The sequence below is a fragment of the Sphingobacterium sp. UT-1RO-CII-1 genome, assembly GCF_026711005.1.
GTDB lineage: Bacteria > Bacteroidota > Bacteroidia > Sphingobacteriales > Sphingobacteriaceae > Sphingobacterium.
The window spans coordinates 299,930-322,878 of record NZ_JAPPVJ010000001.1 but is presented as its reverse complement, the minus strand read 5'-3'; the positions used below and the strand labels follow the sequence as shown (position 1 = coordinate 322,878).

Genomic DNA, 22,949 nt, shown 5'->3' with positions numbered 1-22,949 from the left:
ACTTGATTTTTTAAGAGCTTGTCATAAAATAACTTATATTTTCTTTGTTATAAATTGCATTGTGCAAATGCTGTAGAGCCTTCTGTTGTGCTATAGAGTGTGCTGTAAAAAAGCTATATTTAAAAAAAATATATTAATAATATAATCTAGACCTTAATGAATAATAAAAAAACAGTCTTTGTACTTTTCTTATCCTTATTTTTTGCTTTTTCTTCAATTGCACAAAAGAAAGATGTAGCAGTTCAGCTTTATTCCGTTCGTAGTATTTTGGGCGGTGATGCAAGTTCTTCGCAATTTACAGATGTTTTACAAAAACTATCTAAAATGGGCTATACGCAAGTTGAGGCGGCAGGTTACGATAATGGTAAATTTTATGGAGTAACACCAGCGGAGTTTAAAAGTATAGTCGAAAGTAAAGGTTTGAAAGTGTTGTCTTCCCATGTCGGGAGACCCTTATCTGCAAAAGAGATAGAATCAGGAGATTTTTCAGAATCGCTAGCTTGGTGGGATACAGCTATCGCAGCGCACAAGGCTGCAGGTATGTCTTATATTGTTACTCCTTGGATTAGCTTATCAAAGACAGTTACTGAATTGGATGCTTACTGTCGTTATATGGATGAAATCGGTAAACGTGCTAAAGCCCAGGGCTTATCTTACGGTTATCATAACCATGCCCATGAGTTTGAAAAAGTAGAGGGGAAGGAAGTTATGTTAGATTATATTCTTAAGCATACAAACCCGGAATATGTATTTATAGAGTTGGATGTGTATTGGACTGTGATTGGTAAAGCAAGCCCTGTTGATTATTTTCATAAATACCCAGGACGTTTTCCGTTGTTGCATATAAAAGACGAACGGGAGATAGGGCAAAGCGGTATGGTAGGTTTTGATGCAATTTTTAATAATGCAAAGGCGGCAGGCTTAAAGCATTTTATTATCGAGGTTGAACGTTATTCGGATAATGTGGAACAAAGCATGAAAGAAAGTATAGACTATATTAAAAGAGCCAAATTTGTGAAATCAAATTATAGTAAGTAGGTTCTACGTATAGTGTCAAGCAGAAGGGGCGTTTAAAATTAAATTTTAAACGCCCCTTTATGTATGAATAAAAATGGGTGCTTGTTAATTTAAATATTGTCCATTCAATTGAAAGACTGCTGCATATTTTTGATCGCCTTTAAGATTGTTTATAATAATCTCGTTGCCTATTTGGTTGTATTTTAACTTCCTTTTATGACCAAGAAGGTTGATGTTTTCAACCTTGAAATTGGCAGGTATTTCGAAACGATGCTCCTGTTTGTTTAGGTAGTTTTCTTGCTCTTCTGTTATATGAAAAACGTTGATCGTTTTGCTGTCTTTTGAGCGTGTGTAATAATACTCGTCGATATGGTAAGGCGGAACAGAGCGCGTGGCGAAAACGGCCGATTGGTTGATGTCCATCCATGTGGAAAGCTCGTGCAGGCGGTCGTACGCTTCTTTATCGAAGTCTCCCGTCGGGCCAGGTGCAATGTTGAGTAGATAGTTCCCGCCGCGTGAAATGATCTTCACTAAAGTTTCCACCAGCTTTTTTGTAGGCTTATAGCGGTCGTTTGGTAAATAGGAGAATGAATCGCCCATAGTGATACAACTTTCCCATGGAATATCCAGTGGCTGATCTGGGATTGCCTGTTCTGGCGTTACGTAGTTTTCCCATTCGCCAGGAACTGTGCGGTCAACCACGATAATACCCGGCTGATTCTTGCGCGCCATATTCCCGATTTTATCCATATCGATATCTTGCTCTACTTTTATTGTACGTTGCCATTCTACAGTGGGATCGATAGTTTTAAATGGACGTACCCATCCACCATCTAACCAAAGAATGTCTACTTTTCCATAATTAGAAGTCAATTCATTGATTTGGTTAAAGGTGAAATCTTTGTATTGCTGCCAGCGCTCCGGATATTTGATTGGGTTGTAGTTCACGTTTCTATCCTTGGGCGGGAAATAAGACCACCAGTAGGTTTCGGTATTCCAATCGGGCTTAGAAAAGTAAGCGCCGATCTTAAAGCCATCCTTGCGGAAGGAGTTAAATATCTCTTTAGTCACGTCCGCACGTGGATTTGTTGAGTATGGTGTTTTAGCAGAGGTGATTTTATAGTCGGACTGCTTAGTATCAAACATCGAGAAACCGTCGTGGTGCTTAGTCGTGAAAACTACGTATTTCATGCCCGCAGACTTCGCCGCAGTCGCCCATTTCTCGGGAGCGAAGGAAGTAGGATTGAAGGTGGTCTGTAGGTTCTCGTAGTTTTTTACGTATTCGTAGTAGCTCGTGCCGTGCTCGGGTTTGCGCTGTGTCCAGCCTTCGTCCTCTGGACATAAACTCCAGCTCTCTACAATGCCCCATTGGCTGTAAATTCCCCAGTGCATGAAGAGACCGAACTTCATGTCTTGCCATTGCTCTAGGTTCTCTATCACAAGGGGATCCTTAGGCGCTTGATAACCCGCAGACACGTTATGCTCCTGGGCATTGGTGAAATGCGTTGCTGTGAGTAACAGCAGGGCTGCTATTTTTTTTTTCATTGTATGTTGATTGATTTTTTTAAGCCTATTAATATAGCAGAGAAAGCCACATTGTGTGGCTTTCCTTTGTAATTTAAAGATTAAAATCTGCTTAATTTACGTCCCAAAATATTTTGTTATTTTGATTGTTTTGCTCGTGTACAGCTGCATAATGCTCTTTGTTATGCGTGGATTCGCTGGATGGTAGTGTGAATCTTACAGGTATCGTTTTGTTCAAATCCGAGTTTTGTGTCGTAACGGTGAACTTCGGATAATCCAAACGTCTTACCTCTGACCATGCTTCTACAGCTTGAACAAGGTTAAAGTGCGTCCATTTCTGGTAAGCAATTAATTCAATCTTGTTAGTCGCTGCATCCCATTTTAAATTGCTGATGTAGGTGTCGATCTGCTCGCTTGTAGGTTTTGGAGCGGCAGCAGTTACGTCGTCATCACTTCTGCTACGAATGTCTTCGTAGAGATGCACGGACTCTTTAATCCCATTTTCGAAAGCTGCTTTTGCTTCCGCAGCTTTACCATTTTTGTTGTAGTATTCTGCAAGTAAAAAATTCACTTCTGAGGAAGTCATAAGTATGCCTGGGAAGAATTTACTGCGGGAGAATGTCGATCTATTGTAGATAGCAATCGTGCCGCTTCTTGCTAAATCCGATTGCGGGGTGCTCCCGATGGATTGATCCAGCCCTATGAATTTACCTTTAGCCTCGACTCCTGGCTCGAAAATGAATGGCAATCTTGGGTCAGCATTTTGAACCATGGGATCGATCATGCGTTTGCTAGACAGGTTAGCGTACCAAGTGCCGCCCGCTTCGAATGCATCTCTGATACCATCTGACGTAATCTTAGAACCCGAGTCGAAGATGTCGATTTGCGCATTCTCTGCGTTGACAAGAGGTAGTGGGTAAGCGGTTCTATCATTAATGATTGTTGCAAGCTCAGCTGATGCTCTTGTGGCAAATTTGCTACTTTCAGAAACGCGAGTAAGCATGCGAAGACGTAACCCATTTGCGTATTTACGCCACAAGGATAAATCACCGTTATGTACCAAATCCTGCGTAGCAAATACTGTGGATATCGACGCAGGTGTAGTTAAGGTCTGTAATTGCTCACTGATGCTTTTAAGGTCATCCAACATAGTTTCGTAGATTTCCTCAGCAGTGTCATATTTCGCGTAAGAAGCTTTGAAGTTTCCCGGATTTGCGTTCAACGTGCCTGCTGTAGACCAGGGGATAGGGCCAAATAGATCGACCATTTGTTGAGTCTGATCGTAGAACAGGATCTTGGCAGTTAAATAGAGCACGAGCTTTTCCTCTTTTTCCACGTCAATTAGCTCATCGTATAGACGCTCTAAATCTTTAAACTGCGCAAGGCCTTTGTAGTATTGCGTCCAGCGTGCCTCTGTAGCGGCAGCTCCCACGGTTAAGTGGTTCGCTTCATCCACCCATCCAAGTGTTTGAATATAGCGGTTAATTGTCGGGCGCTGCGTAACGAAGATATTCGTATAAGTAGGGATGATCAATTCTTTGAAACCAAACATCACTCCAGTGTATTGCTTATCTACACTAGCCTTCTCGATTTTCGAAGGGTTCCTGTAGTAATCAGCGAAAGAGTCTTTTGAACAAGACGTTATAAAAGCTAGTGACGATAATCCTAGCGCCATGATGATTATATTTTTTTTCATGTTGTTTCTAATTAAAAGCTAGCACGTAGCATTAAACCAAATGTTCTAGTCGCAGGGCTTGTACCTACGTTTGAAACGTTGTTTACCCAGTTTGATCCACCTGTCATCTGCTCAGGATCTAAATCCTTCAAGCTTCTGTAGATGAAGAAAAGGTTACGACCGAAGGCAGAAAGTTGTACGTTTTTCGCCTTTAATTTAGACGCAACGGATGTTGGCAATCTGTAGCCGATTGATAATTCGCGCATCTTTACATAGTTGTTCTTCTGTACGTATAGCTCGTATCTGGAGTTTGAATACTGTGGTCCCCCCCAGTTGTATGTTGAGTTATAGTAAGTACCTTGTGAGATGATATTGTTGTTTTCAGTTCCATCCGCTAATACACCGTCCATAAGCATACCGTCGTGGTAAACCGTCTCGCCATTCGGACCAGTAGTTCCGTTTGTTGCGACACCTCTATCACCATCTTTATAGTAGCTTAATCCGCCATGTTCTGTATCCATAGCTGTTAGTGTCTCTTTAAGAAGTCCTCTACTTAACATCCAGTTAGTGCCTGTTGGCATAACGTGTCCACCTAATCTGAAGTCGATCAAAGCATCAAGGGTGAAGTTTTTATAGCTGAATGTGTTCACAAAACCACCTATTGCTTTAGGCATAGCATTACCAGCTTTTACCCAGGTGTCAGCATCAAGTTGATATAGCCCATTGTCTTGAACGATGTAGTTACCTTTGCCATCTGTTTTCAATGGGTGAACCATGATATCACCCATGGCATGGCCAACTCTTGAAACTAACTGAGCAGCCGCACCGTCATAATCTCTGTGTAATAGTTCATCAACACCACCTGGTAATTCTTTGATCACGTTTTTGTTCATAGAAAAGTTAATCGTAGTATTCCACTGGAAATTTTCGTTTTGCACTGGTGTACCGTTGATGGCAAATTCCCATCCGGAGTTACGTAGTGACCCTACGTTTGCTAAGATAGATGATGCTCCAGTAGTAATAGGAAGCGTATAGTTTAAGATTTGGTCTTTAACTAGTCCGTTGTAGTAAGTAACATCAAAGCCAAAACGACCATTGAACATACGCGTTTCTAGTCCGAATTCAATTTCGTTCTTCGTTTCTGGTTTAATCTTCTCGTTTCCGAAGCTTTCTGTTGGAAGTAACGTGTAAATTACTGCAGCACCTCTATCTGCTTGAATTCCCAAAGTCTCTTGGCTGTAGAACAAAGCGCTTTTGTAGACATCAGGATAGTTACCAACAATACCCCATGAACCTCTTAACTTCGCGTAGTTAAAAAAGCTTGGTAGGTTGAAAGCTTCGCTAAGGATTAGGCTTGAGTTTACTGATGGATAGTATAATACGTTATCATCTGGATGCATCGTTGAAATGCGTTCTCTGCGTAGTGTACCTTCAACGAACCAATAGTCTTTAACGCTCATATTTAATGTTCCAAAAACAGCATCACGTAACATGTTATTTCTGTAGTTGTATAGTCCGTTACGTTCAGGCAAGTTGATAGAAGCGTTGACATCATACCAGTCGCGCATACTCAATCCACCTTTCGTTTGGTTTTGTACATAGGTGTCCTGAGATTTTGTCGCAGTGTAACCCCCTATAATGCCCAGCTTTAAATCTTCTGTCAGTTGTTTTGAGTAAGATGCTAATAAATCTGTGTAATAGATGTTTGCATTTTGGTTACCCAAAGAGTAGAAACCTGTATTTTCATAAGCCAGTGGACGCTCATTTGGGTGTTTTTCTTCTGTTTTCAAAGAAGTGACGTCAGCAGAGAAACGTGTACGTACATATAAGTCATCAGTGATGTTATACGTACCTGTGTATGATCCGATCAAACGGTTAGAGTGTTCATCATATTGTCTAGCATTGGTATTCCAAAAGTAGTCTAATACGTCAGGTCTGTACCCAAAGTATCTCAAGTTTTCTTCAGGAGTAACGCTTTGATCATTGCCAGTTACATATTTATAACCTTGGCTGGTTCTGAATTTCGCACGGTACCAATCTGGATTGTCAAAAGTAGTGATCATACCTGCTGTATTGTTCATCAACCTATCTGTCATAAGGGGACGGTTATGCGTATTTTGGTTGATGTAATTCACTACGATATCGCTCTTAAACTTATCCCACATTGTAAAGCTGTTGTTTATGTTTACGATGTTTTTCTTGTTATAAGAATCTATTGCCGTCATTTCATTATCCTGACGCGTAAAAGATACACGCGTATTAGAATGTTCGGTGGTGTTCGACAAAGCTAAGTTGAACGTTGTATTCATTGGGTTGTTGAACAATTTGTGGTAAGAGTTTTGTGCCTCGTATGGTCTTACTTTTCCATCCCAAGAGATGATGTCTTTGCCATCAAACTTTGGACCGAAGTTCACTGTAGCATCCATAACACCACGATTTACGCCATTGATGGCATCGCCATCTCCATAATAGAAGAACATGTCTTCCGACTGTTTAGTGTCGTTATAAGATCTGTTGAAGCCTGGTCCTCTTACATTTTGGAAGCGTGGTAAGTAAGCAATTTTGTCGTAAGTGTACGTTGCGTTGAAATCAATAGCGAAGCCTTTACCAGTTTTACCAGACTTAGTAGTTACGAGTACAACTCCATTCATCGCTTCAGAACCATAGAGAGCAGCAGCGGAAGCTCCTTTTAACACAGAGATCGATTCGATGTCTTCTGGGTTGAGATCTTCCAGTCCGTTTCCTCTTGCGCGTTGATCCGTCCAGTAATCAGAGTTGTTGAAAGTTGTCTGGCGCATTGGCACTCCATCGATTATCACCAGAGGTTGTGAGTTGCCTGTCACTGAGTTTGTACCACGTATATTGATGTTGATACCTGAAGTTGCACCACCTGGAGCCGCTGAGATACGTACTCCTGGAGCTTTTCCGTAAAGAGCACCAGCAAAGTTTGGTGAGCCTGTTTTTGTGATTTCTTCGGCTTCTACAGTACTCATAGCATATCCTAACTCTTTAGGAGCACGCTTGATGCCCATAGCCGTAACGACAACCTCATCTAGTGAGCCAGCATCCTCTGCTAAGGTTACATTAGTTGATGTTCCCGACACTACGACGTCTTTTGATATGTAACCAATGATGCTGAAACGTAATGTTTGGCCATTGTTTGCCGTGATAGAATAATTACCATCTGCACTTGTTTGTGTGGCCAGTGTTGTTCCAATAACTGTGACCGAAACTCCATGTAATGGCCCGTTGGAGTCCGCTACCTTCCCTGTAACGATTTGTTGTGCAAACAACGTGGAAATGCTGAGAAGCATGAGCACAGTTGTACTACACATTTTTTTGTAGAGTTTGTTCATGATATGTTAGTTTTAAAATTAGTGTTAAATCTTTTTAATTTGCTTTATGGTGATTGCAGCAGACGCAAGTATTTGTACGTTCTTTAAGTTAGAAATAGAAATGGCAGTATGTTGTGCAAGTCTAGGAATACAAAACTCCTGTACCGCAGATTGGATTTCAGGTAATAAGATGGTCCCAAAATCTGATCCGTTACCACTGATAATCACTTTTTCAGGATTCATAATATGAATTAAAGTTGCAATACCTTTTCCTAACATTTTGGCTATTCTTTTGAAAGCTTTGATAGTAACTTGATCTCCATTTTGAGTAGCTAATAGCATTTCGTTGATTGATAATGTTTTTTTATTTTTTACGGTAGTTTCTAAAGAAGAACGTTCGCCACTCAAAACAGCCTCTTTGATATAGTCCATCGCACATAGTAAAGATGCCTCAACCTCTAAACAACCTTTTTTTCCGCAAGAGCATAATTTTGATTCGTCAGCTAATGGAATGTGACTAAATTCGCCAGCTACACCGCTATGACCTCTAAACAATTGGTTCTCGATAATCATGCCTAGGCCAACTCCCCAGTTCAGGTTGATGACAAGTGCATTTTGACAGTTTTTGGCGGAGCCGTAATGATGTTCTGCAATGGCTATGGCCGTAGAGTCGTTCTCTATATAAGTGTTTATTTGGTAATCTTTTTCTATTCGTTCCCGTAAGGCATATATCAAACTATCTTTATTGTATGAGTGGTTATACCCTGTATTTGAATCAACAAAACCTGGTATGGTAATTCCGATACCTAAAATACTTTGAGTACTAATTGAACTTATTACTTCTTGCAGTTTAGAAGATATTTTTTCATAAGCATCTGGGGCATCAGTTAAGTTTAAATCAAACTTTTCTATTGGCTTAACCAAATTGTCTAACAAATTTAAAACAGCTATACTAACTAAATGTTGGTCAATTGCAAGGGCAATAATGCAACCGAACTTTTCGGGGTTTAAGCTATAGACCATTGCTCGCCTTCCTCCTGTAGAGGCGTTTAGACCATTTTCAAGAATTAGTTTCTGAGCGACAAGATCTTGAATGACTTTTGTGACGGAAGGTACACTTTTGGCGATAGATCTACTTAATGCTCCTATGGATTGCTGTTTATCAAAGTATAAACTTTTTATAATTGATGTTCTTAATGAAACCACGGCTAATTGATTATTATAAACTTAACACAAAGTTAATGTCAAAAAACTGTAATTATGCAAATCTTTTTAAAATATTTAATAAGAGAGTTGTTTTTGGGGCTTTAGCAAGGTAAGGAGGGCTTTTTTATTGTAACATTCTTTATGTAAAGGGTAAGCTTGTAGAGTATATTTGATGTTGTAGGTATTAAAAGATTATGTGGAGATTTATGTTTGTTATTCCTGACACTAAAGTTTATTAGTGCATTTGATTGATTTTTTAAGATGTAATTTTCTTATATTTAATGAAAATCTAATATTATGAATCAACGCTATCATTCGCTGGATGTTTTTAGAGGCGCGACAGTGGCTTTAATGATTATGGTAAATAATCCAGGTACCTGGAGTGCTGTTTTTTCACCATTAAAGCATGCCGATTGGCACGGTTGCACACCTACGGATCTTGTTTTTCCTTTTTTTCTTTTTGCAGTTGGTAATGCTAAGGCATTTGTGATGGAAAGGTTAAGAGTAGGAGGACAAAGAATCTTTTGGAAAAAAGTAATTACACGTACTGTGCTTATTTTTTTTATAGGTCTATTTCTTAATTGGTTTCCATTTGTTGAATGGCAAGGTGATTCGTTGCAATTAAAAGAGTGGGTAAGCTCAACAAATCCAGAAAAGGGTATTCGCATTTTAGGCGTTTTACAGCGTATAGCTTTGGCGTATTTCTTTGCCTCTATTTTAGCCTATTATTTCAAACCAAGATCTTTAATCTATATTTCGACGTTAATACTTTTGGTTTATTGGGCATTTGTTGCTTTCCTTGGTACGGGTGACCCTTATTCTCTTGAAGGTTGGTTTGGAACGGCGCTTGATAAACAGGTTTTAGGAATCCCTCATATGTATAAAGGAGAAGGAGTGCCTTTCGATCCTGAAGGGTTGATGAGTACTTTACCTTCGATTATTCAAGTCGTTTTTGGTTATTTGACAGGTCTTTTTATTCGAAATCAGGGACAGACGGACTGGCTATGGAAGAATGTACCTCTTTCTAAAGAACCACATTTTAAATTAGTAGCAGGTCTATTCGTGACAGGGTTTATACTTTTGGTATTAGGGTGGTTGTGGTCTTTGGGCTTCCCTATTAATAAAAAGATATGGACGAGCTCTTATGTTCTTTATACAACAGGGTTGGGTATTATGACTATTGGTGTGATGATTTGGTATGTTGAGGTCCAAAGTGTGAAGAATAGGGTTACTGATTTTTTCGAAGTTTTTGGTAAAAACCCCCTGTTTATTTATGTTCTTAGTGGCTTATTTCCAAGATTGATGCGGTTGATTCGCATTCCTGACGGAGTAGATGCGGATGGGGAACATATTTATTTAAATGGTTTATCTTGGTTTTATAAGTATGTTTGCGCCCCAATACCAGGACCTGCGGAAATTGGATCTCTTTTCTATGCTTTATGTCTTGTATCCCTGATGTGGTTGGTTGGGTATTTGTTGGATAGAAAGAAGATCTATATTAAAGTATAATGTATTGACTATATTATTGGAGCTTAAAAAAAGTGAAGAAGTATGAAATATAATTTCTATCTTTGCAGGCAATAAATTATTTTATATAACTTTAATATTATTCAAGAATGTATTTAAGTAAAGAGTACAAGGCTGATATTTTTGCAGAATTTGCAGGAGCAGCTACAAACACAGGTTCTGCGGAAGGACAAGTAGCTTTATTCACTAAAAGAATTGCTCATTTAACAGAGCATTTGAAAAAAAACAGAAAAGATTTTAATACACAACGTTCTCTACAAATGCTTGTAGGTAAACGTCGTTCTTTATTAGCTTATCTGCATAAAAAAGATATTAATCGTTACCGTGCTATTATTAAAGCGTTAGGACTACGTGATATTATCAAATAAGCTTTTAGAAGATAATGTTAAAAGCCATTTACGAAAGTAAGTGGCTTTTTTATTTCGCTACCATTTAAAGTGTAAATTTTCTTTACCTTTGTATGAATTTTAAAGGTCTATAAAAAAGTGATATACGCAGTTTAAAGATGAAACGTATATCGAAATGATTTACAAATGAATTATAACGAAAAGAAAGTATCGATCGATATGGGGAGCGGAGTTGCTCCGATCGAATTGTCTACAGGGAAATTAGCTAAGCAGGCTGATGGTTCTATAGTTTTAAAGCAGGGTAATACTATGCTTTTGGCTACTGTTGTTTCTTCAAAAGAGGCGAAAGAAGGAGTTGATTTTCTTCCATTATCTGTAGATTATCAAGAGAAGTATGCAGCAACGGGACGTATACCAGGTGGATTTTTACGTCGAGAAGCAAGGTTGTCTGATTACGAGGTGTTAATTTCGCGCTTAGTGGATAGAGCTCTGCGTCCATTATTCCCAGATACATATCATGCAGATACGCAAGTTATGATTTCTTTGATTTCGGCAGATAAAGATATTATGCCGGATGCGTTAGCTGGTTTAGCAGCATCAGCTGCAATAGCAGTTTCAGATATACCTTTTAATGGGCCTATTTCTGAAGTTCGTGTTGCAAAGATTGACGGAGAGTTGGTTTTAAACCCAACTTTAACTGCTTTAGAAAATGCTAGTTTAGAATATATTGTTGCAGGTTCTGCACAAGATATTGTGATGGTAGAGGGGGAGTCTAAAGAAATATCGGAAGAAGAATTGGTAGAAGCTATTGCTTTTGCGCATGAAGCGATCAAAAGACAAGTGGCAGCACAGGTTGAATTAGCTAATTTAGTTGGCGCTACAGTGAAACGGGAATTTAACCATGAACCGTCAAATTTAGAGCTTAGGGATGCTATTTTTGCTGCGACATATGATCAGGTTTACGCTGTTGCGAAGTCAGGATCTGCTAAACATGAGCGTACAGAGAAGTTTAAAGAGATTGGTAGTGCGTTTTTTGAAACTTTAGGTGAAGATTTAGACGATGAGACTAATTTTTTGGCCAAGAAGTATTTTCATGACGTACAGTATGATGCAGTTCGTAATCTTATATTGGATGAAGGAATTCGTTTAGATGGTCGTGATTTTAGAACAGTAAGGCCCATTTGGTCAGAGGTAGATTATTTACCAGCGGCTCACGGTTCTGCGGTTTTTACTCGTGGTGAAACACAAGCTTTGACGTCAGTTACTTTGGGAGCAAAAGATGACGAGCAGATGATTGATGGAGCATTTATCAACGGTTATAATAAGTTTATTTTGCATTATAATTTCCCTGGTTTTTCTACAGGAGAAGTTAGGCCGAATAGGGGGGCGGGTAGAAGAGAGATAGGACACGGAAACTTAGCATTGAGATCATTAAAGCAGGTTTTACCAACAGATGCTGAAAATCCATATACTATTCGTGTAGTATCAGACATTTTGGAGTCAAATGGTTCTTCTTCTATGGCTACTGTTTGTGCAGGGACATTGGCGCTTTTAGATGCAGGAATTAAGCTGACCGCTCCTGTTTCAGGTATTGCTATGGGCTTGATTACGGATAGTAAATCTGGTAAGTTTGCTATATTGTCCGATATACTAGGTGATGAAGATCATTTAGGTGATATGGATTTTAAAGTTACAGGTACAGAAAAAGGTATCGTCGCTTGTCAGATGGATTTGAAAATTGATGGACTTAAGTGGGAAGTTTTAACTCAAGCATTAGATCAAGCAAAAGAGGCTAGATTGCATATCTTGAACGAGATGAAAAAGACCATCGCTGAGCCGAGAGAAGATTATAAGCCACATGCACCTCGTGTTATTTCCATGATCATTGATAAGGAGTTTATAGGTGCAGTGATTGGACCTGGCGGGAAGATTATTCAAGAGATGCAACGGGAAACTGGAGCGACTATTTCTATTGAAGAGGTAGATGGAAAAGGTATTGTACAAGTTTTTGCCGACAATAAAGCAGCTATTGATGCAGCTACGGGGCGTATTAAAGCAATTGTTGCTAAACCTGAGGTTGGAGAAATTTATGAAGGTAAAGTGAAGTCGATTATGCCTTTTGGTGCTTTTGTTGAAATAATGCCAGGTAAAGATGGGTTATTACATATATCAGAAATCGATTGGACGCGTTTGGAGACAATGGATGGTGTGTTTAAAGAAGGAGATTTAGTGACTGTTAAGTTGTTAGATGTAGATAAGCAAGGAAAGATGAAGCTCTCTCGTAAAGTTTTGTTGCCAAGACCTGCACGTGAGGAGAAGCCAAAAGTTGATGCCCCTGCAGGAGATCAGCCAAAAGCTTAAAAATTGTTTACTTAAATATATAAGCCGCCAAAAAATGGCGGCTTTTTAATTTTTATTTGTTTCTGATAGCTAAAGAAAAGGTAAAAGTGATTTCCTTTGTTTGGCTATTAGTGTTTTTTTAATAAAGTTAATATTAAGCTGTCAGTATGACAGCTTTTTTGTTAAAGCATAATAACAGAATCTATTTTTGAAACTTCTTTGTAATAGTTAATTACTTCTTCGGCATTATTAACATAAGTTACCACAGTAATTGATTTGTATTTTTCGCCGGAAGAATCTTTTTCAGTAAATTTTGAGCTAGTGTGTTTAAATACCTCTCTAATTAGTTGTAGCTTGTCAAAGTCGGTTTTTACAATGAATTTAAAAGTGTATAAATCAGGAAATTTCTCTACTGAGTTTAGTTTTTCGCGAAAAGTATCATAAAAATCTGTGTTTTCATTTTTATTATCTTCTGGCCAATCTTGAATACTGATATTGCTATAGTCTGTCATGTTATTTTTTTACAGCTATAAATATCAATAAGTATACCTAAAGTTTATAGTGTTCACTCTATTGTTTTGCGAAAAGTCAGACAGGTAGAGGATGAGTGAATCTATTAAAAAAAGAGGTAATCCTGAGCGGTTATCAATCCGTTATAAACTTGTAAAACATGATCCTTCTAGTCTTTTTTTGGTAGAAAACTCATAGAAAGGGAATTTACACAGTGTCGAGTGTTTTTATTGGTAAAGCCTTCCCCTTCGAAAACATGTCCTAAATGACCTTGACAATTACTACATATAATTTCTGTTCGTCTACCATCTGCGTCACGGACGCGTGTAATTGCATTTGGTATTTCATCGTCGAAACTAGGCCATCCACAATTAGCGTCAAACTTGTCTTCTGATAGGTATAATGGAGCATTGCAACGTTTGCAAACATATGTCCCTTTTGCCGTGTTGTCTAGCAGTTTTCCGGTATAGGGTCTTTCTGTGCCTTTGTGTAAAAGAATATACTCCTCTTCTGCTGTCAATTTGTTGTATTTTGTTGAATCGCTCATGGTTGTATAGTGTAATAGGTGAGTGGACTTTGTGCTCACTACGTTACATTGTGAGGTAAGTAGTATGATCGTGAATTTTGTAGCCCTTAAAAGAAACATGATGTAAGATACGTGTTTTTTATTTTTCTAAAAATTACCTCTTAATATTATGACCTAAATTTGTTTTTTAATATTTCACATTTTCTAAGATTGTTGAGATTAAAAATGTGTGATATTCATGTTTTTTTTGAAATTTAGCTTTTTTCTAAAAAAATATCTATGAATATTGTTGGTGTATGATTTACTTGCTTAGTTAACCATATGTATAAGTTTAGATTATCTTTTTATTTTTTAGCGATGTGAATTTGAAGTGTTGGGACAAAACTCTTCATTCCCTGATAAATAGCGTTTGTTTGTGTTTTACGCATATTTTTGTTAAATTCATGCCGTTTGAAAACGGCTGTAAAATGACTTACAATGCAGCTATTTAGAATGGTTTTAAATTGACAATTTGAGTCATTAAATTGTCAGGGATTGCTTAAATAGTTATACTTTTGTGCATTGTTAAAAGGGCTTAGTTCGTTTTGGCTAGTAAAATTAAAAAGTTTTATATCATAAATAAATAGTATAAAGTGCTAAATATGAGAAATATCTCATCCGTTTTGGGAAAGCTTGCAAAGGTGGTATCAGTTGGTTTGATGTTGCTTTTTGCCGTTACAATGTCGCATGCGCAAGATGCAGCTAATGGTGCTGCTCTTTTTAAAGCGAATGCGTGTCAATCATGTCACGCTGTTGGGAAAGAGTTAACAGGGCCGGATTTGGCCGGGTTGGCTGAACGTCGTGATGAAGGGTGGATCATCAAGTGGATACATAATCCGCAAGGGATGGTGGATTCTGGAGATCCAATAGCTGTCGAGTTGAAGTCTAAGTATCCAACAATGATGGCTGCTTATGCTAATCTTTCAGATGATGATATTCGTGATATCATTGCTTATGTGAAGGCTGAAGAGGTTAAGAATGCTGAGAAGCAGACTGCCGCTGCTGCTGGAGGAGCTGAGGGAGGCGGTGGTTCCAGTGATGCAACTACGCTTATGATTTTAGGGATGGTGATTATTGCTGTTTTGGCAGTTATAATTATCGTGGTTCTGAATCGCGTAATTAAGTCTTTGGAAAAGGTTATGGAAAGTAACCGTGCTGCTATTGAGGCTGCTCAAGCTAAGAACGAGGAGTATGCGGAGAATAGACTTGCTAAGTTTGCTAAGGCTTTCTTAAGGAATAAGAAGCTGGTTGGTTTTGCAGTTCTTGGCTTAGTTGCGCTTTTAGCAGTGGCTGGATGGAATCAGATGTGGAATGTTGGGGTGCATACAGGGTATCAGCCTGTGCAGCCTATTAAGTTCTCTCATCAGGTACATGCTGGGGTGAATCAGATTGAATGTCAATATTGTCATGGGGGCGCATTTAAGTCTAAAAATGCATCCATTCCTTCTGCTAATGTTTGTATGAACTGTCATAATACGGTGACTGCTTCTGATCATTATGAAGGTGAGATTTCTCCTGAGATAGCTAAGATCTACAAGGCGGTGGATTATAACCCTGAAACTAAAGAGTATGGAAAGAATACTAGGCCGATTGAGTGGGTGAGAATTCATAATTTGCCAGATTTTGCTTATTTCAATCACTCGCAACATGTAACAGTTGCTGGTATTGAGTGTCAGACTTGTCATGGACCTATAGAGACTATGGAAGAGGTTTATCAATATTCTCCGTTAACAATGAAGTGGTGTGTTGATTGTCACCGGGATACGGAAGTAAATGCAGATAATGCATACTATGATCAGTTGATTGAAGCGCACGAGAAGTTGAAAAAAGGAGAGAAGATGACTGCTGCTATGATCGGTGGTTTGGAGTGTGGTAAATGTCACTATTAATAATTAATTTAGGAATTCGCAATCTTATATACAGCTTAAATGAGTAGCAATAAAAAATATTGGAAAGGTTTGGAAGAATTGCAACAGACGCCTGCTTTTGTAAAAGGAAGTAAGAGCGAGTTTGCCGAACCGATTCCTGTAGAAGATGTATTAAACGAAGCAGGCTTAAGCACGAAGACACCTCGACGTGACTTTTTGAAAGCTTTAGGATTCGGTTTAGGGGCTGTTACTTTGGCAGCGTGTGAACGCACGCCTGTTCATAAAGCAGTGCCATATGTAATAAAGCCAGAAGAAATTACTCCTGGTATACCTAACTTCTACGCGTCTACATTTAATGGACAAAGTGTTTTGGTTAGAACTCGGGAGGGACGTCCGACTTCGATTTCTGCAAATCCTAATTCGATTGGGTTAAATCAAGGAACAGATGCTACTACTGCAGCGGCAGTTCTTGATTTATATGATATGTCGAAGCTTGAAAATCCAAAATTGGACGGACAGGATGTTGATTGGAAAAAATTGGATGCCACAGTTATAGCTGCTTTAGAAAAAGCGGCTGCGGCTGGAAAGAAGATTACTGTTGTGTCAAACACAGTAAATAGTCCATCAACTTTAGCTGCATTAGCTAAGCTTGGAGCTAAGTATCCTACGACTTCACATGTTCAGGTTGATCCGGTTTCTTACAGTGGTATTATTGAGGCTAATAGAGTTAGTTTTGGTAAAGCTGTAGTGCCTACGTATCATCTTAAAAATGCAAATGTTGTTGTTTCGGTAGCAGCAGATTTTTTAGGTACTTGGGTAGCGGGTGAAGAACATACGCAAGATTATATTAAAAATCGTGATTACAAATCGTTGAAAAACGGTAAGATGTCACGTCATATACAGTTTGAGTCTGGTCTTAGTATGACAGGGTCAAATGCGGATGTGAGAATTGCAATTAAGCCTTCTGAAGAAGGTGCTGTTCTTATTTCTTTGTATAATGCAATCACTGGACAGTCTTTAGCTGGCGGTGTGAGTAATAAAAAGGCACAAACAGCAATAGCTTTAGCTGCTAAAGAATTAACAAACTTGAAAGGTGCAGCATTGGTTGTTGCGGGGTCAAATGATGTTAATGTTCAGTTATTAGTTAATGCCATAAATAGCAACTTGGGAGCTTATGGAGATATTATCGATTTAGATAATTACTCTAAGCAGCATCAAGGTTCTGATGCCGCATTTCAAGAGTTTTTAAAGAGTGCAGCCGCTGGACAAGTTGGTGTTGCTATGTTCTTGAATAGTAACCCAGTTTATGATTATTTTAAATCGGAAGATGTTAAAGCTGCCTTAGCTAAGGTTGACTTTACTTTATCATTTTCTGATCGCTCAGATGAGACGGCTTCTGAATTGAAAGCTATTGCTCCGACTTGTAGCTTCTTAGAAGCGTGGGGTGATTCATCATCAAGAGAAGGGTATTATAGTGTTGTACAGCCAACTATTAATCTAATATTTAATACGCGTCAAGCAGAGCAAAGCTTGCTTGTATGGTCTGGTGACACAATAAGTATCCATGATTTTGTTAAGCAAAATTGGGAGCAAAATATCCTAGCAGGTACAGGAAAGGCATGGAAGGATGTATTACAGGCTGGATTTATCTATAAAGGTACAGAGAAGGGTGGGGCATATACTGCTCAAGTAGATATTAATAGTGTTACCACAGCTGTTGTAGCAAATGGAAAGGCTATAACAGGTGAGGTAGAACTTAAGCTATACGAGTCAACTGGTATGCGTGACGGACGCTATGCAAATAATGCTTATTTGCAAGAGTTACCAGATCCAGTTTCGAAAGTAACTTGGGACAATTATGCTGCGATTAACCCTAAATTTGCTGAGGAGATAGGTGTGTCTGAAAATGGTACAGTTAAGATTGAAGCTAATGGCTATGAGGTTGAACTTCCAGTGTTAATGCAACCAGGACAGGCTTTGGGAACTATTTCTGTTGCTGTTGGTTACGGACGTACAAAAGTTGGTAAGGCTGGGAATAATGTTGGTAAGAATGCTTATCCTTTTGCTCGTTTGGCTAATGGTACTGTTCAGTTCGAGTCGAAAGCTACGGTTGCTAAAGCAGGTAAAACTTATGAACTAGCACAAACTCAAACGCACCATACTATTGAGGGACGTAATATTATTAGAGAAACTAGTTTTGCAAAATATTTAAAAGATCCTAACTCCGAGTCTGGAAGGTTCGCTGATTCTCATAAAACATACGATCTATGGAATAAGTATGAATCACCAGGTCATAAATGGGTTATGGCGATCGATTTAAATGCTTGTACTGGATGTGGATCATGTATTGTTGCTTGTAACGTAGAGAACAATATTCCAGTAGTAGGTAGAGACGAGGTTCGTCGTCGTCGTGAGATGCATTGGTTGCGTATTGACCGTTATTACACATTAGAGTCTACTAACGGTAAGTTAACGGAAGAGAAGCTAATCGCGAAAGATGCTGATCTAGATTATGAAGATGTAACTGTTGTACATCAGCCTATGCTTTGTCAGCACTGTGACCATGCTCCATGTGAGACTGTTTGTCCGGTATTGGCAACAGTTCACTCGTCGGAAGGTCTTAACCACATGGCTTATAACCGCTGTTTCGGTACACGTTACTGTGCTAATAACTGCCCATATAAAGTACGTCGATTTAACTGGTTTAACTATTGGAATGATTCACGTTTCGATAATTACCTGAACAATGAATTTACGCAGTTAGTTTTAAACCCTGATGTTACAACGCGTTCGCGTGGGGTGATGGAAAAATGTTCTATGTGTATACAGCGTATTCAATCTGGTAAGTTACAAGCTAAGATGGAAAATCGCAAGCTGAAAGATGGTGACGTTAAAGTTGCTTGTCAGGAAGCTTGTTCAGCAAACGCTATTATATTTGGAGATCTTAATGATCCTGAATCAGAAGTATCTAAAGCGTTACGTAACGAACGAGTATACTATGTGTTAGAAGAGATCAATGTTCAGCCGAACATAGGATATATGACGAAAGTTAGAAACACATTTGAAGCGTAATTTTATTCTAATTTGAAATAAAAAAAACTATGTCATCGCATAACGAATCAATATTAAGAGAACCATTAATCACCGGCAAGGATATCACGTACGCAAAAATTACGGATGATATTTTAGTGCCGGTTGAAAATAAACCTAATAAGGCGTGGTGGATTGGTTTTACCATCGCTTCCTTAGGCGCCTTGTTATGGGTAGTAAGTGTCGGCTATACCTTTTGGACTGGTATAGGTGCTTGGGGATTAAATAAAACAATTGGCTGGGCTTGGGATATTACCGACTTTGTATGGTGGGTAGGGATAGGTCACGCCGGTACATTAATTTCTGCTGTACTTTTATTGTTCCGTCAAAATTGGCGAAACTCTATTAACAGATCAGCAGAAGCTATGACAATTTTTGCTGTTATTTGTGCTGCAACTTATGTAGTAGCGCACATGGGACGTCCCTGGTTAGCATATTGGATCTTTCCTTTACCTAATCAATTCGGTTCACTGTGGGTTAACTTTAACTCGCCACTAGTATGGGATGCTTTCGCAATATCCACTTATTTTACAGTGTCTTTAGTGTTCTGGTATTGTGGGTTGTTGCCGGATATTGCAACAGTAAGAGACCGTGCAACAGGACTTAGACAGAAGATTTATGGAGTTCTCTCCTTTGGATGGAATGGGTCCGTTAAGTCTTGGCAGCGCTTTGAGATTGTATCTTTAATTCTTGCGGGTATTTCAACGCCACTTGTACTTTCCGTACATACAATTGTATCGATGGACTTCGCTACGTCTGTTATTCCAGGATGGCACACAACTATTTTTCCGCCGTACTTCGTTGCAGGAGCGATTTTCTCAGGTTTTGCAATGGTACAGACATTACTTTTGATTTTACGTAAAGTAATGAATTTTGAAAATTACATTACGATGTTCCATATTGAATCTATGAATATCATTATCATGGTAACAGGTTCTATCGTAGGTGTTGCTTATTTAACTGAATTATTTATCGCTTGGTATTCGGGATCGGAATATGAAATGTACGCTTTTGCTAACCGTATCGCAGGACCGTATTGGTGGGCATACTGGGCAATGATGACATGTAACGTTATTTCTCCACAGCTTTTCTGGTTTAAGAAAATACGTACAAGTATTCCTATTTCTTGGGTATTGTCTATAGTTGTAAATATCGGTATGTGGTTTGAGCGTTTCGTAATTATTGCGACGTCTCTACACCGTGACTATTTACCTTCATCATGGGCAATGTTCTATCCGACATGGGTGGACGTAGGTATATTTGTAGGATCTATAGGCTTATTTTTTACTTTGTTCTTGCTGTTCTTGCGCTTCTTACCTGCAATTGCAATTGCAGAAGTGAAAATGTTATTAAAATCATCAAGTTTACAACATAAGACAAAGCTTGTACAAGAAGGAGCATTTCCAGAAGAACAGGTACAGTATTTTGCTGATTCTTTAGGAAAGTATGACTCAGTAATAGAAGAAGATATTAAAGCATTAAAAATAAAATAACAGCAATGAGCAACACAAAATATATATTAGGTAGTTTTGCTGATCCTGATGAACTAATGTCAGGTATCGATAAATTGCAAGCAAACAATATCAGCATATATGATTGTTTTACGCCAATGCCAATTCATGGAATTGAAGCAAAATTAGGTGTCAAACCTTCACGTTTACCAATTGCTGCATTTTGTTTTGGGGCTTTAGGAACAATCTTAGGCTTTAGCTTGTTATATTACACAATGGCGCACGATTGGCCAATTAATATCGGAGGTAAACCTTCGCTAGCTCTACCAAACTTTGTACCTGTTACATTTGAGATTACAATACTTTTATGTGCATTGGGTATGGTAGCGACATTTTTCTTCCGCAACCATTTGTTTCCTGGACGTGCACCTCGTGTAATGGATATAAGAGCAACTGATGATCGTTTTATTTTAGCAGTTGATGCACGAGAAAACACTAATCATGAGTTGGTGGAATCTTTGTTAAAGGAAGCTGGAGCAGTAGAGGTTAAATACAATGAAAGAAAATATATTAGCTATGAATAAGAAGGGTTTTCTTGTATCTGTATGTGCTGCTTTTGCATTAGCAGCAGTAGTATCTAGCTGTGGTGATGGAAAAACACGTAGTACAGGTTTAGAGTTTTCCAGAAATATGTATGATCCGATCGCTTATAATCCGGATCAGCCAAATAATAATTTTAGTAATAAAATGACTGCGCAGTTACCTCCTGAAGGGACTACGCCAATAGGATTTGAGCGTTTTGAATTTGCTAATAGTGTAGAAGAGTATGAGCGTGCAGGTAGAGAGCTTGCTAACCCATTAGCTGCTACTAAGGTGAATTTAGCTCATGGAGAAGCTTTGTTTCAAACATATTGTGCAGTATGCCACGGTAAAGATGGTAAAGGCGATGGACCTATTACTTTAGATCGATCGATTGAGGATTCGAGAGGTAAACGTAATTTAGAAAACTTCCCTCCTCCACCTTCTTATCAGAAGTCTGATGGTAACCCATCTTCAAGAGGAGGACAAATGAGTGATCTGTCTGCAGGTAAGATTTACCACACAATTTTCTATGGCTATAATGCAATGGGAGCACATGCTTCATTATTGACGCCAGAAGAGCGTTGGCAGGTAGTAATGTACGTTCAAGAATTACAAAAAAAATAATCTAACATCAATATAGTAAATGGGAACTCACAATCATCATCACGATTATAATTTCACCGAGAAATTTCAATTTACTGGTATCGCAAAGATACTTAGTATAGTTGGAGTAGCTGTAGGTGTTATCGCCATTGTTATAGGCCTAATGTCCAGTGACCATATTATGGTTGAACGTACATATGCTAACCTATTATTGATGGGATATTATTTCACATGTGTGTGTGCTGCAGGAACTTTCTTTGTCGCACTACAATTAGTTACACAGTCTGGCTGGTCTGCTGGTCTGTTACGTATACCACAGGCTATGTCTAGCATGTTGCCGGTAGCGTCGCTTATATTATTAGTTATTGTTGGTCTAGGGTTAGTGACTAATAATTTATATGGACATTGGAACAGTGAAGGTCTTATGGATCCAAATAGTCCTAACTATGACAGTTTAGTGGCCGGGAAAGAAGCGTTCTTAAACGTTCCAGGATTTTTAATCCGTCAGATATTATTTATGGGAACGTATAGTATTTTTGCTTTTGTTTTAGCAAAACTATCTTATAAAGAGGATTTAGAAGGAGGGTTAAATTCGTATAAGAAGAGTTTCAAATTAGCTGCGATTTTTCTAGTTATTTTCGGCTTTACTCAACCAATATGGTCATTTGATACTGTTATGTCTTTAGAAGCACATTGGTTCTCTACCATGTTTGGTTGGTACAATTTCGCAGCAATGTGGGTTTGTGGATTAGCGACAATAATCATTATTCTTATTTTGGTTAAGAAAGCTGGCTATATGGCTTGGGTTAATGAAAATCATCTCCATGATTTAGGTAAACTTTTATTTGGTTTCTCTATATTTTGGACCTACGTATGGTTCTCACAATTTATTCTTATCTACTATGCGAATATTCCTGAAGAAACAGTCTATTTTTATAAAAGATGGGAGCCCGAATATAAACCATGGTTTTGGTTAAATATCTTAATTAACTTTTTAGCACCTCTATTGTTATTAGTAGATCGCGATGCGAAACGTAAACAAAGTTTAATGCTTTTCGTGGCAATTTTACTACTGTGTGGCCACTGGTTAGATTATTATATTATGATTATGCCAGGTACAGTAGAAACTGAAAGAGGTTTTGGTTTCGTGGAAATAGGAACAGCTATAGGTTTTGTCGGGTTATTCACTTTCTTAGTAATGTCGAAATTTAGTAAGCATGCTATCGCTCCAAAACATCAACCGTTTATGGAGGAAAGTTTACATCACGAAATATAGTTTCTAATCATTGCATATAATACGTTTAAACGT

The 22,949-nt window shown here is 38.5% G+C and carries 16 protein-coding genes; 10 read left to right on the top strand and 6 right to left on the bottom strand.

The features are described 5' to 3' along the window. The first annotated feature begins 156 nt into the window (after positions 1-156). Complete coding sequence (locus tag ORI89_RS01305; RefSeq protein WP_268228614.1) at positions 157-1,038, top strand: sugar phosphate isomerase/epimerase family protein; 882 nt, start codon at positions 157-159, stop codon at positions 1,036-1,038. Positions 1,039-1,122: 84 nt separating this feature from the next. Here the strand turns inward: ORI89_RS01305 and ORI89_RS01300 are convergent, their stop codons facing one another. The 4 genes from ORI89_RS01300 to ORI89_RS01285 all read right to left on the bottom strand — a co-directional run bounded on the left by ORI89_RS01300 (position 1,123) and on the right by ORI89_RS01285 (position 8,757). Next, on the bottom strand, positions 1,123-2,562 hold the full coding sequence (locus tag ORI89_RS01300; RefSeq protein WP_268228613.1) for an alpha-L-fucosidase: 1,440 nt from the start codon (positions 2,560-2,562) through the stop codon (positions 1,123-1,125). Positions 2,563-2,653: 91 nt separating this feature from the next. Continuing rightward, positions 2,654-4,093: a SusD/RagB family nutrient-binding outer membrane lipoprotein gene (locus tag ORI89_RS01295; protein WP_268229118.1), complete on the bottom strand. Its 1,440-nt coding sequence runs from the start codon at positions 4,091-4,093 to the stop codon at positions 2,654-2,656. Between the two features lie 155 nt (positions 4,094-4,248). Then, a complete protein-coding gene (locus tag ORI89_RS01290; protein WP_268228612.1) occupies positions 4,249-7,572 on the bottom strand; it encodes a SusC/RagA family TonB-linked outer membrane protein in 3,324 nt (1,107 codons plus the stop codon). A 24-nt stretch (positions 7,573-7,596) separates the two neighbouring features. After that, on the bottom strand, positions 7,597-8,757 hold the full coding sequence (locus ORI89_RS01285; protein ID WP_268228611.1) for an ROK family protein: 1,161 nt from the start codon (positions 8,755-8,757) through the stop codon (positions 7,597-7,599). 297 nt (positions 8,758-9,054) lie between these two features. On the opposite strand from ORI89_RS01285, the gene ORI89_RS01280 reads away from it, so the two are divergent. The 3 genes from ORI89_RS01280 to pnp all read left to right on the top strand — a co-directional run bounded on the left by ORI89_RS01280 (position 9,055) and on the right by pnp (position 12,992). Continuing rightward, entirely contained in the window at positions 9,055-10,266 is a 1,212-nt protein-coding gene (locus ORI89_RS01280) for an acyltransferase family protein (RefSeq protein ID WP_268228610.1), read from the top strand. 107 nt (positions 10,267-10,373) lie between these two features. Next, the gene (gene rpsO / locus ORI89_RS01275) at positions 10,374-10,652 is read left to right on the top strand and encodes a 30S ribosomal protein S15 (RefSeq protein ID WP_268228609.1); all 279 of its coding nucleotides are present in this window, start codon (positions 10,374-10,376) and stop codon (positions 10,650-10,652) included. A 165-nt stretch (positions 10,653-10,817) separates the two neighbouring features. Then, complete coding sequence (pnp, locus tag ORI89_RS01270; RefSeq protein WP_268228608.1) at positions 10,818-12,992, top strand: polyribonucleotide nucleotidyltransferase; 2,175 nt, start codon at positions 10,818-10,820, stop codon at positions 12,990-12,992. A gap of 161 nt (positions 12,993-13,153) precedes the next feature. On the opposite strand, the gene ORI89_RS01265 is transcribed toward pnp, so the two are convergent. Together ORI89_RS01265 and ORI89_RS01260 are read right to left on the bottom strand one after the other, a co-directional pair. Beyond that, positions 13,154-13,483 carry a DUF493 family protein gene (locus tag ORI89_RS01265; RefSeq protein WP_268228607.1) on the bottom strand — a complete coding sequence of 110 codons (330 nt, stop codon included), beginning with the start codon at positions 13,481-13,483 and terminating at the stop codon, positions 13,154-13,156. Between the two features lie 167 nt (positions 13,484-13,650). Next, positions 13,651-14,028, bottom strand: a complete 378-nt coding sequence (locus ORI89_RS01260; protein WP_326494297.1) for a methionine-R-sulfoxide reductase — start codon at positions 14,026-14,028, stop codon at positions 13,651-13,653. A gap of 620 nt (positions 14,029-14,648) precedes the next feature. Here ORI89_RS01260 and ORI89_RS01255 point away from each other — a divergent pair. From ORI89_RS01255 to ORI89_RS01230, 6 genes are read left to right on the top strand one after another with little or no spacing between them, the layout of a single operon-like run. Continuing rightward, a complete protein-coding gene (locus ORI89_RS01255; protein WP_268228606.1) occupies positions 14,649-15,935 on the top strand; it encodes a cytochrome c3 family protein in 1,287 nt (428 codons plus the stop codon). Positions 15,936-15,974: 39 nt separating this feature from the next. After that, the gene (locus tag ORI89_RS01250) at positions 15,975-18,986 is read left to right on the top strand and encodes a TAT-variant-translocated molybdopterin oxidoreductase (RefSeq protein ID WP_268228605.1); all 3,012 of its coding nucleotides are present in this window, start codon (positions 15,975-15,977) and stop codon (positions 18,984-18,986) included. 29 nt (positions 18,987-19,015) lie between these two features. Further along, positions 19,016-20,497, top strand: a complete 1,482-nt coding sequence (gene nrfD / locus ORI89_RS01245) for an NrfD/PsrC family molybdoenzyme membrane anchor subunit (protein WP_268228604.1) — start codon at positions 19,016-19,018, stop codon at positions 20,495-20,497. Positions 20,498-20,502: 5 nt separating this feature from the next. Continuing rightward, complete coding sequence (locus ORI89_RS01240; protein WP_268228603.1) at positions 20,503-21,039, top strand: DUF3341 domain-containing protein; 537 nt, start codon at positions 20,503-20,505, stop codon at positions 21,037-21,039. After that, positions 21,032-21,661 carry a c-type cytochrome gene (locus tag ORI89_RS01235; protein ID WP_268228602.1) on the top strand — a complete coding sequence of 210 codons (630 nt, stop codon included), beginning with the start codon at positions 21,032-21,034 and terminating at the stop codon, positions 21,659-21,661. The genes ORI89_RS01240 and ORI89_RS01235 overlap by 8 nt, the downstream gene beginning before the upstream one ends. Before the next feature lie 19 nt (positions 21,662-21,680). Then, complete coding sequence (locus ORI89_RS01230; RefSeq protein ID WP_268228601.1) at positions 21,681-22,916, top strand: quinol:cytochrome C oxidoreductase; 1,236 nt, start codon at positions 21,681-21,683, stop codon at positions 22,914-22,916. Positions 22,917-22,949: the final 33 nt, after the last annotated feature.

Coding starts and splice junctions, on each gene's coding strand:
- ORI89_RS01290 (WP_268228612.1), bottom strand. CDS start 7,572: ATGAACAAACTCTACAAAAAAATGTGTAGTACAACTGTGCTCATGCTT.
- ORI89_RS01300 (WP_268228613.1), bottom strand. CDS start 2,562: ATGAAAAAAAAAATAGCAGCCCTGCTGTTACTCACAGCAACGCATTTC.
- ORI89_RS01255 (WP_268228606.1), top strand. CDS start 14,649: ATGAGAAATATCTCATCCGTTTTGGGAAAGCTTGCAAAGGTGGTATCA.
- pnp (WP_268228608.1), top strand. CDS start 10,818: ATGAATTATAACGAAAAGAAAGTATCGATCGATATGGGGAGCGGAGTT.
- rpsO (WP_268228609.1), top strand. CDS start 10,374: ATGTATTTAAGTAAAGAGTACAAGGCTGATATTTTTGCAGAATTTGCA.
- ORI89_RS01240 (WP_268228603.1), top strand. CDS start 20,503: ATGAGCAACACAAAATATATATTAGGTAGTTTTGCTGATCCTGATGAA.
- ORI89_RS01265 (WP_268228607.1), bottom strand. CDS start 13,483: ATGACAGACTATAGCAATATCAGTATTCAAGATTGGCCAGAAGATAAT.
- ORI89_RS01305 (WP_268228614.1), top strand. CDS start 157: ATGAATAATAAAAAAACAGTCTTTGTACTTTTCTTATCCTTATTTTTT.
- ORI89_RS01230 (WP_268228601.1), top strand. CDS start 21,681: ATGGGAACTCACAATCATCATCACGATTATAATTTCACCGAGAAATTT.
- ORI89_RS01295 (WP_268229118.1), bottom strand. CDS start 4,093: ATGTTTGGTTTCAAAGAATTGATCATCCCTACTTATACGAATATCTTC.
- ORI89_RS01260 (WP_326494297.1), bottom strand. CDS start 14,028: ATGAGCGATTCAACAAAATACAACAAATTGACAGCAGAAGAGGAGTAT.
- ORI89_RS01235 (WP_268228602.1), top strand. CDS start 21,032: ATGAATAAGAAGGGTTTTCTTGTATCTGTATGTGCTGCTTTTGCATTA.
- ORI89_RS01280 (WP_268228610.1), top strand. CDS start 9,055: ATGAATCAACGCTATCATTCGCTGGATGTTTTTAGAGGCGCGACAGTG.
- nrfD (WP_268228604.1), top strand. CDS start 19,016: ATGTCATCGCATAACGAATCAATATTAAGAGAACCATTAATCACCGGC.
- ORI89_RS01250 (WP_268228605.1), top strand. CDS start 15,975: ATGAGTAGCAATAAAAAATATTGGAAAGGTTTGGAAGAATTGCAACAG.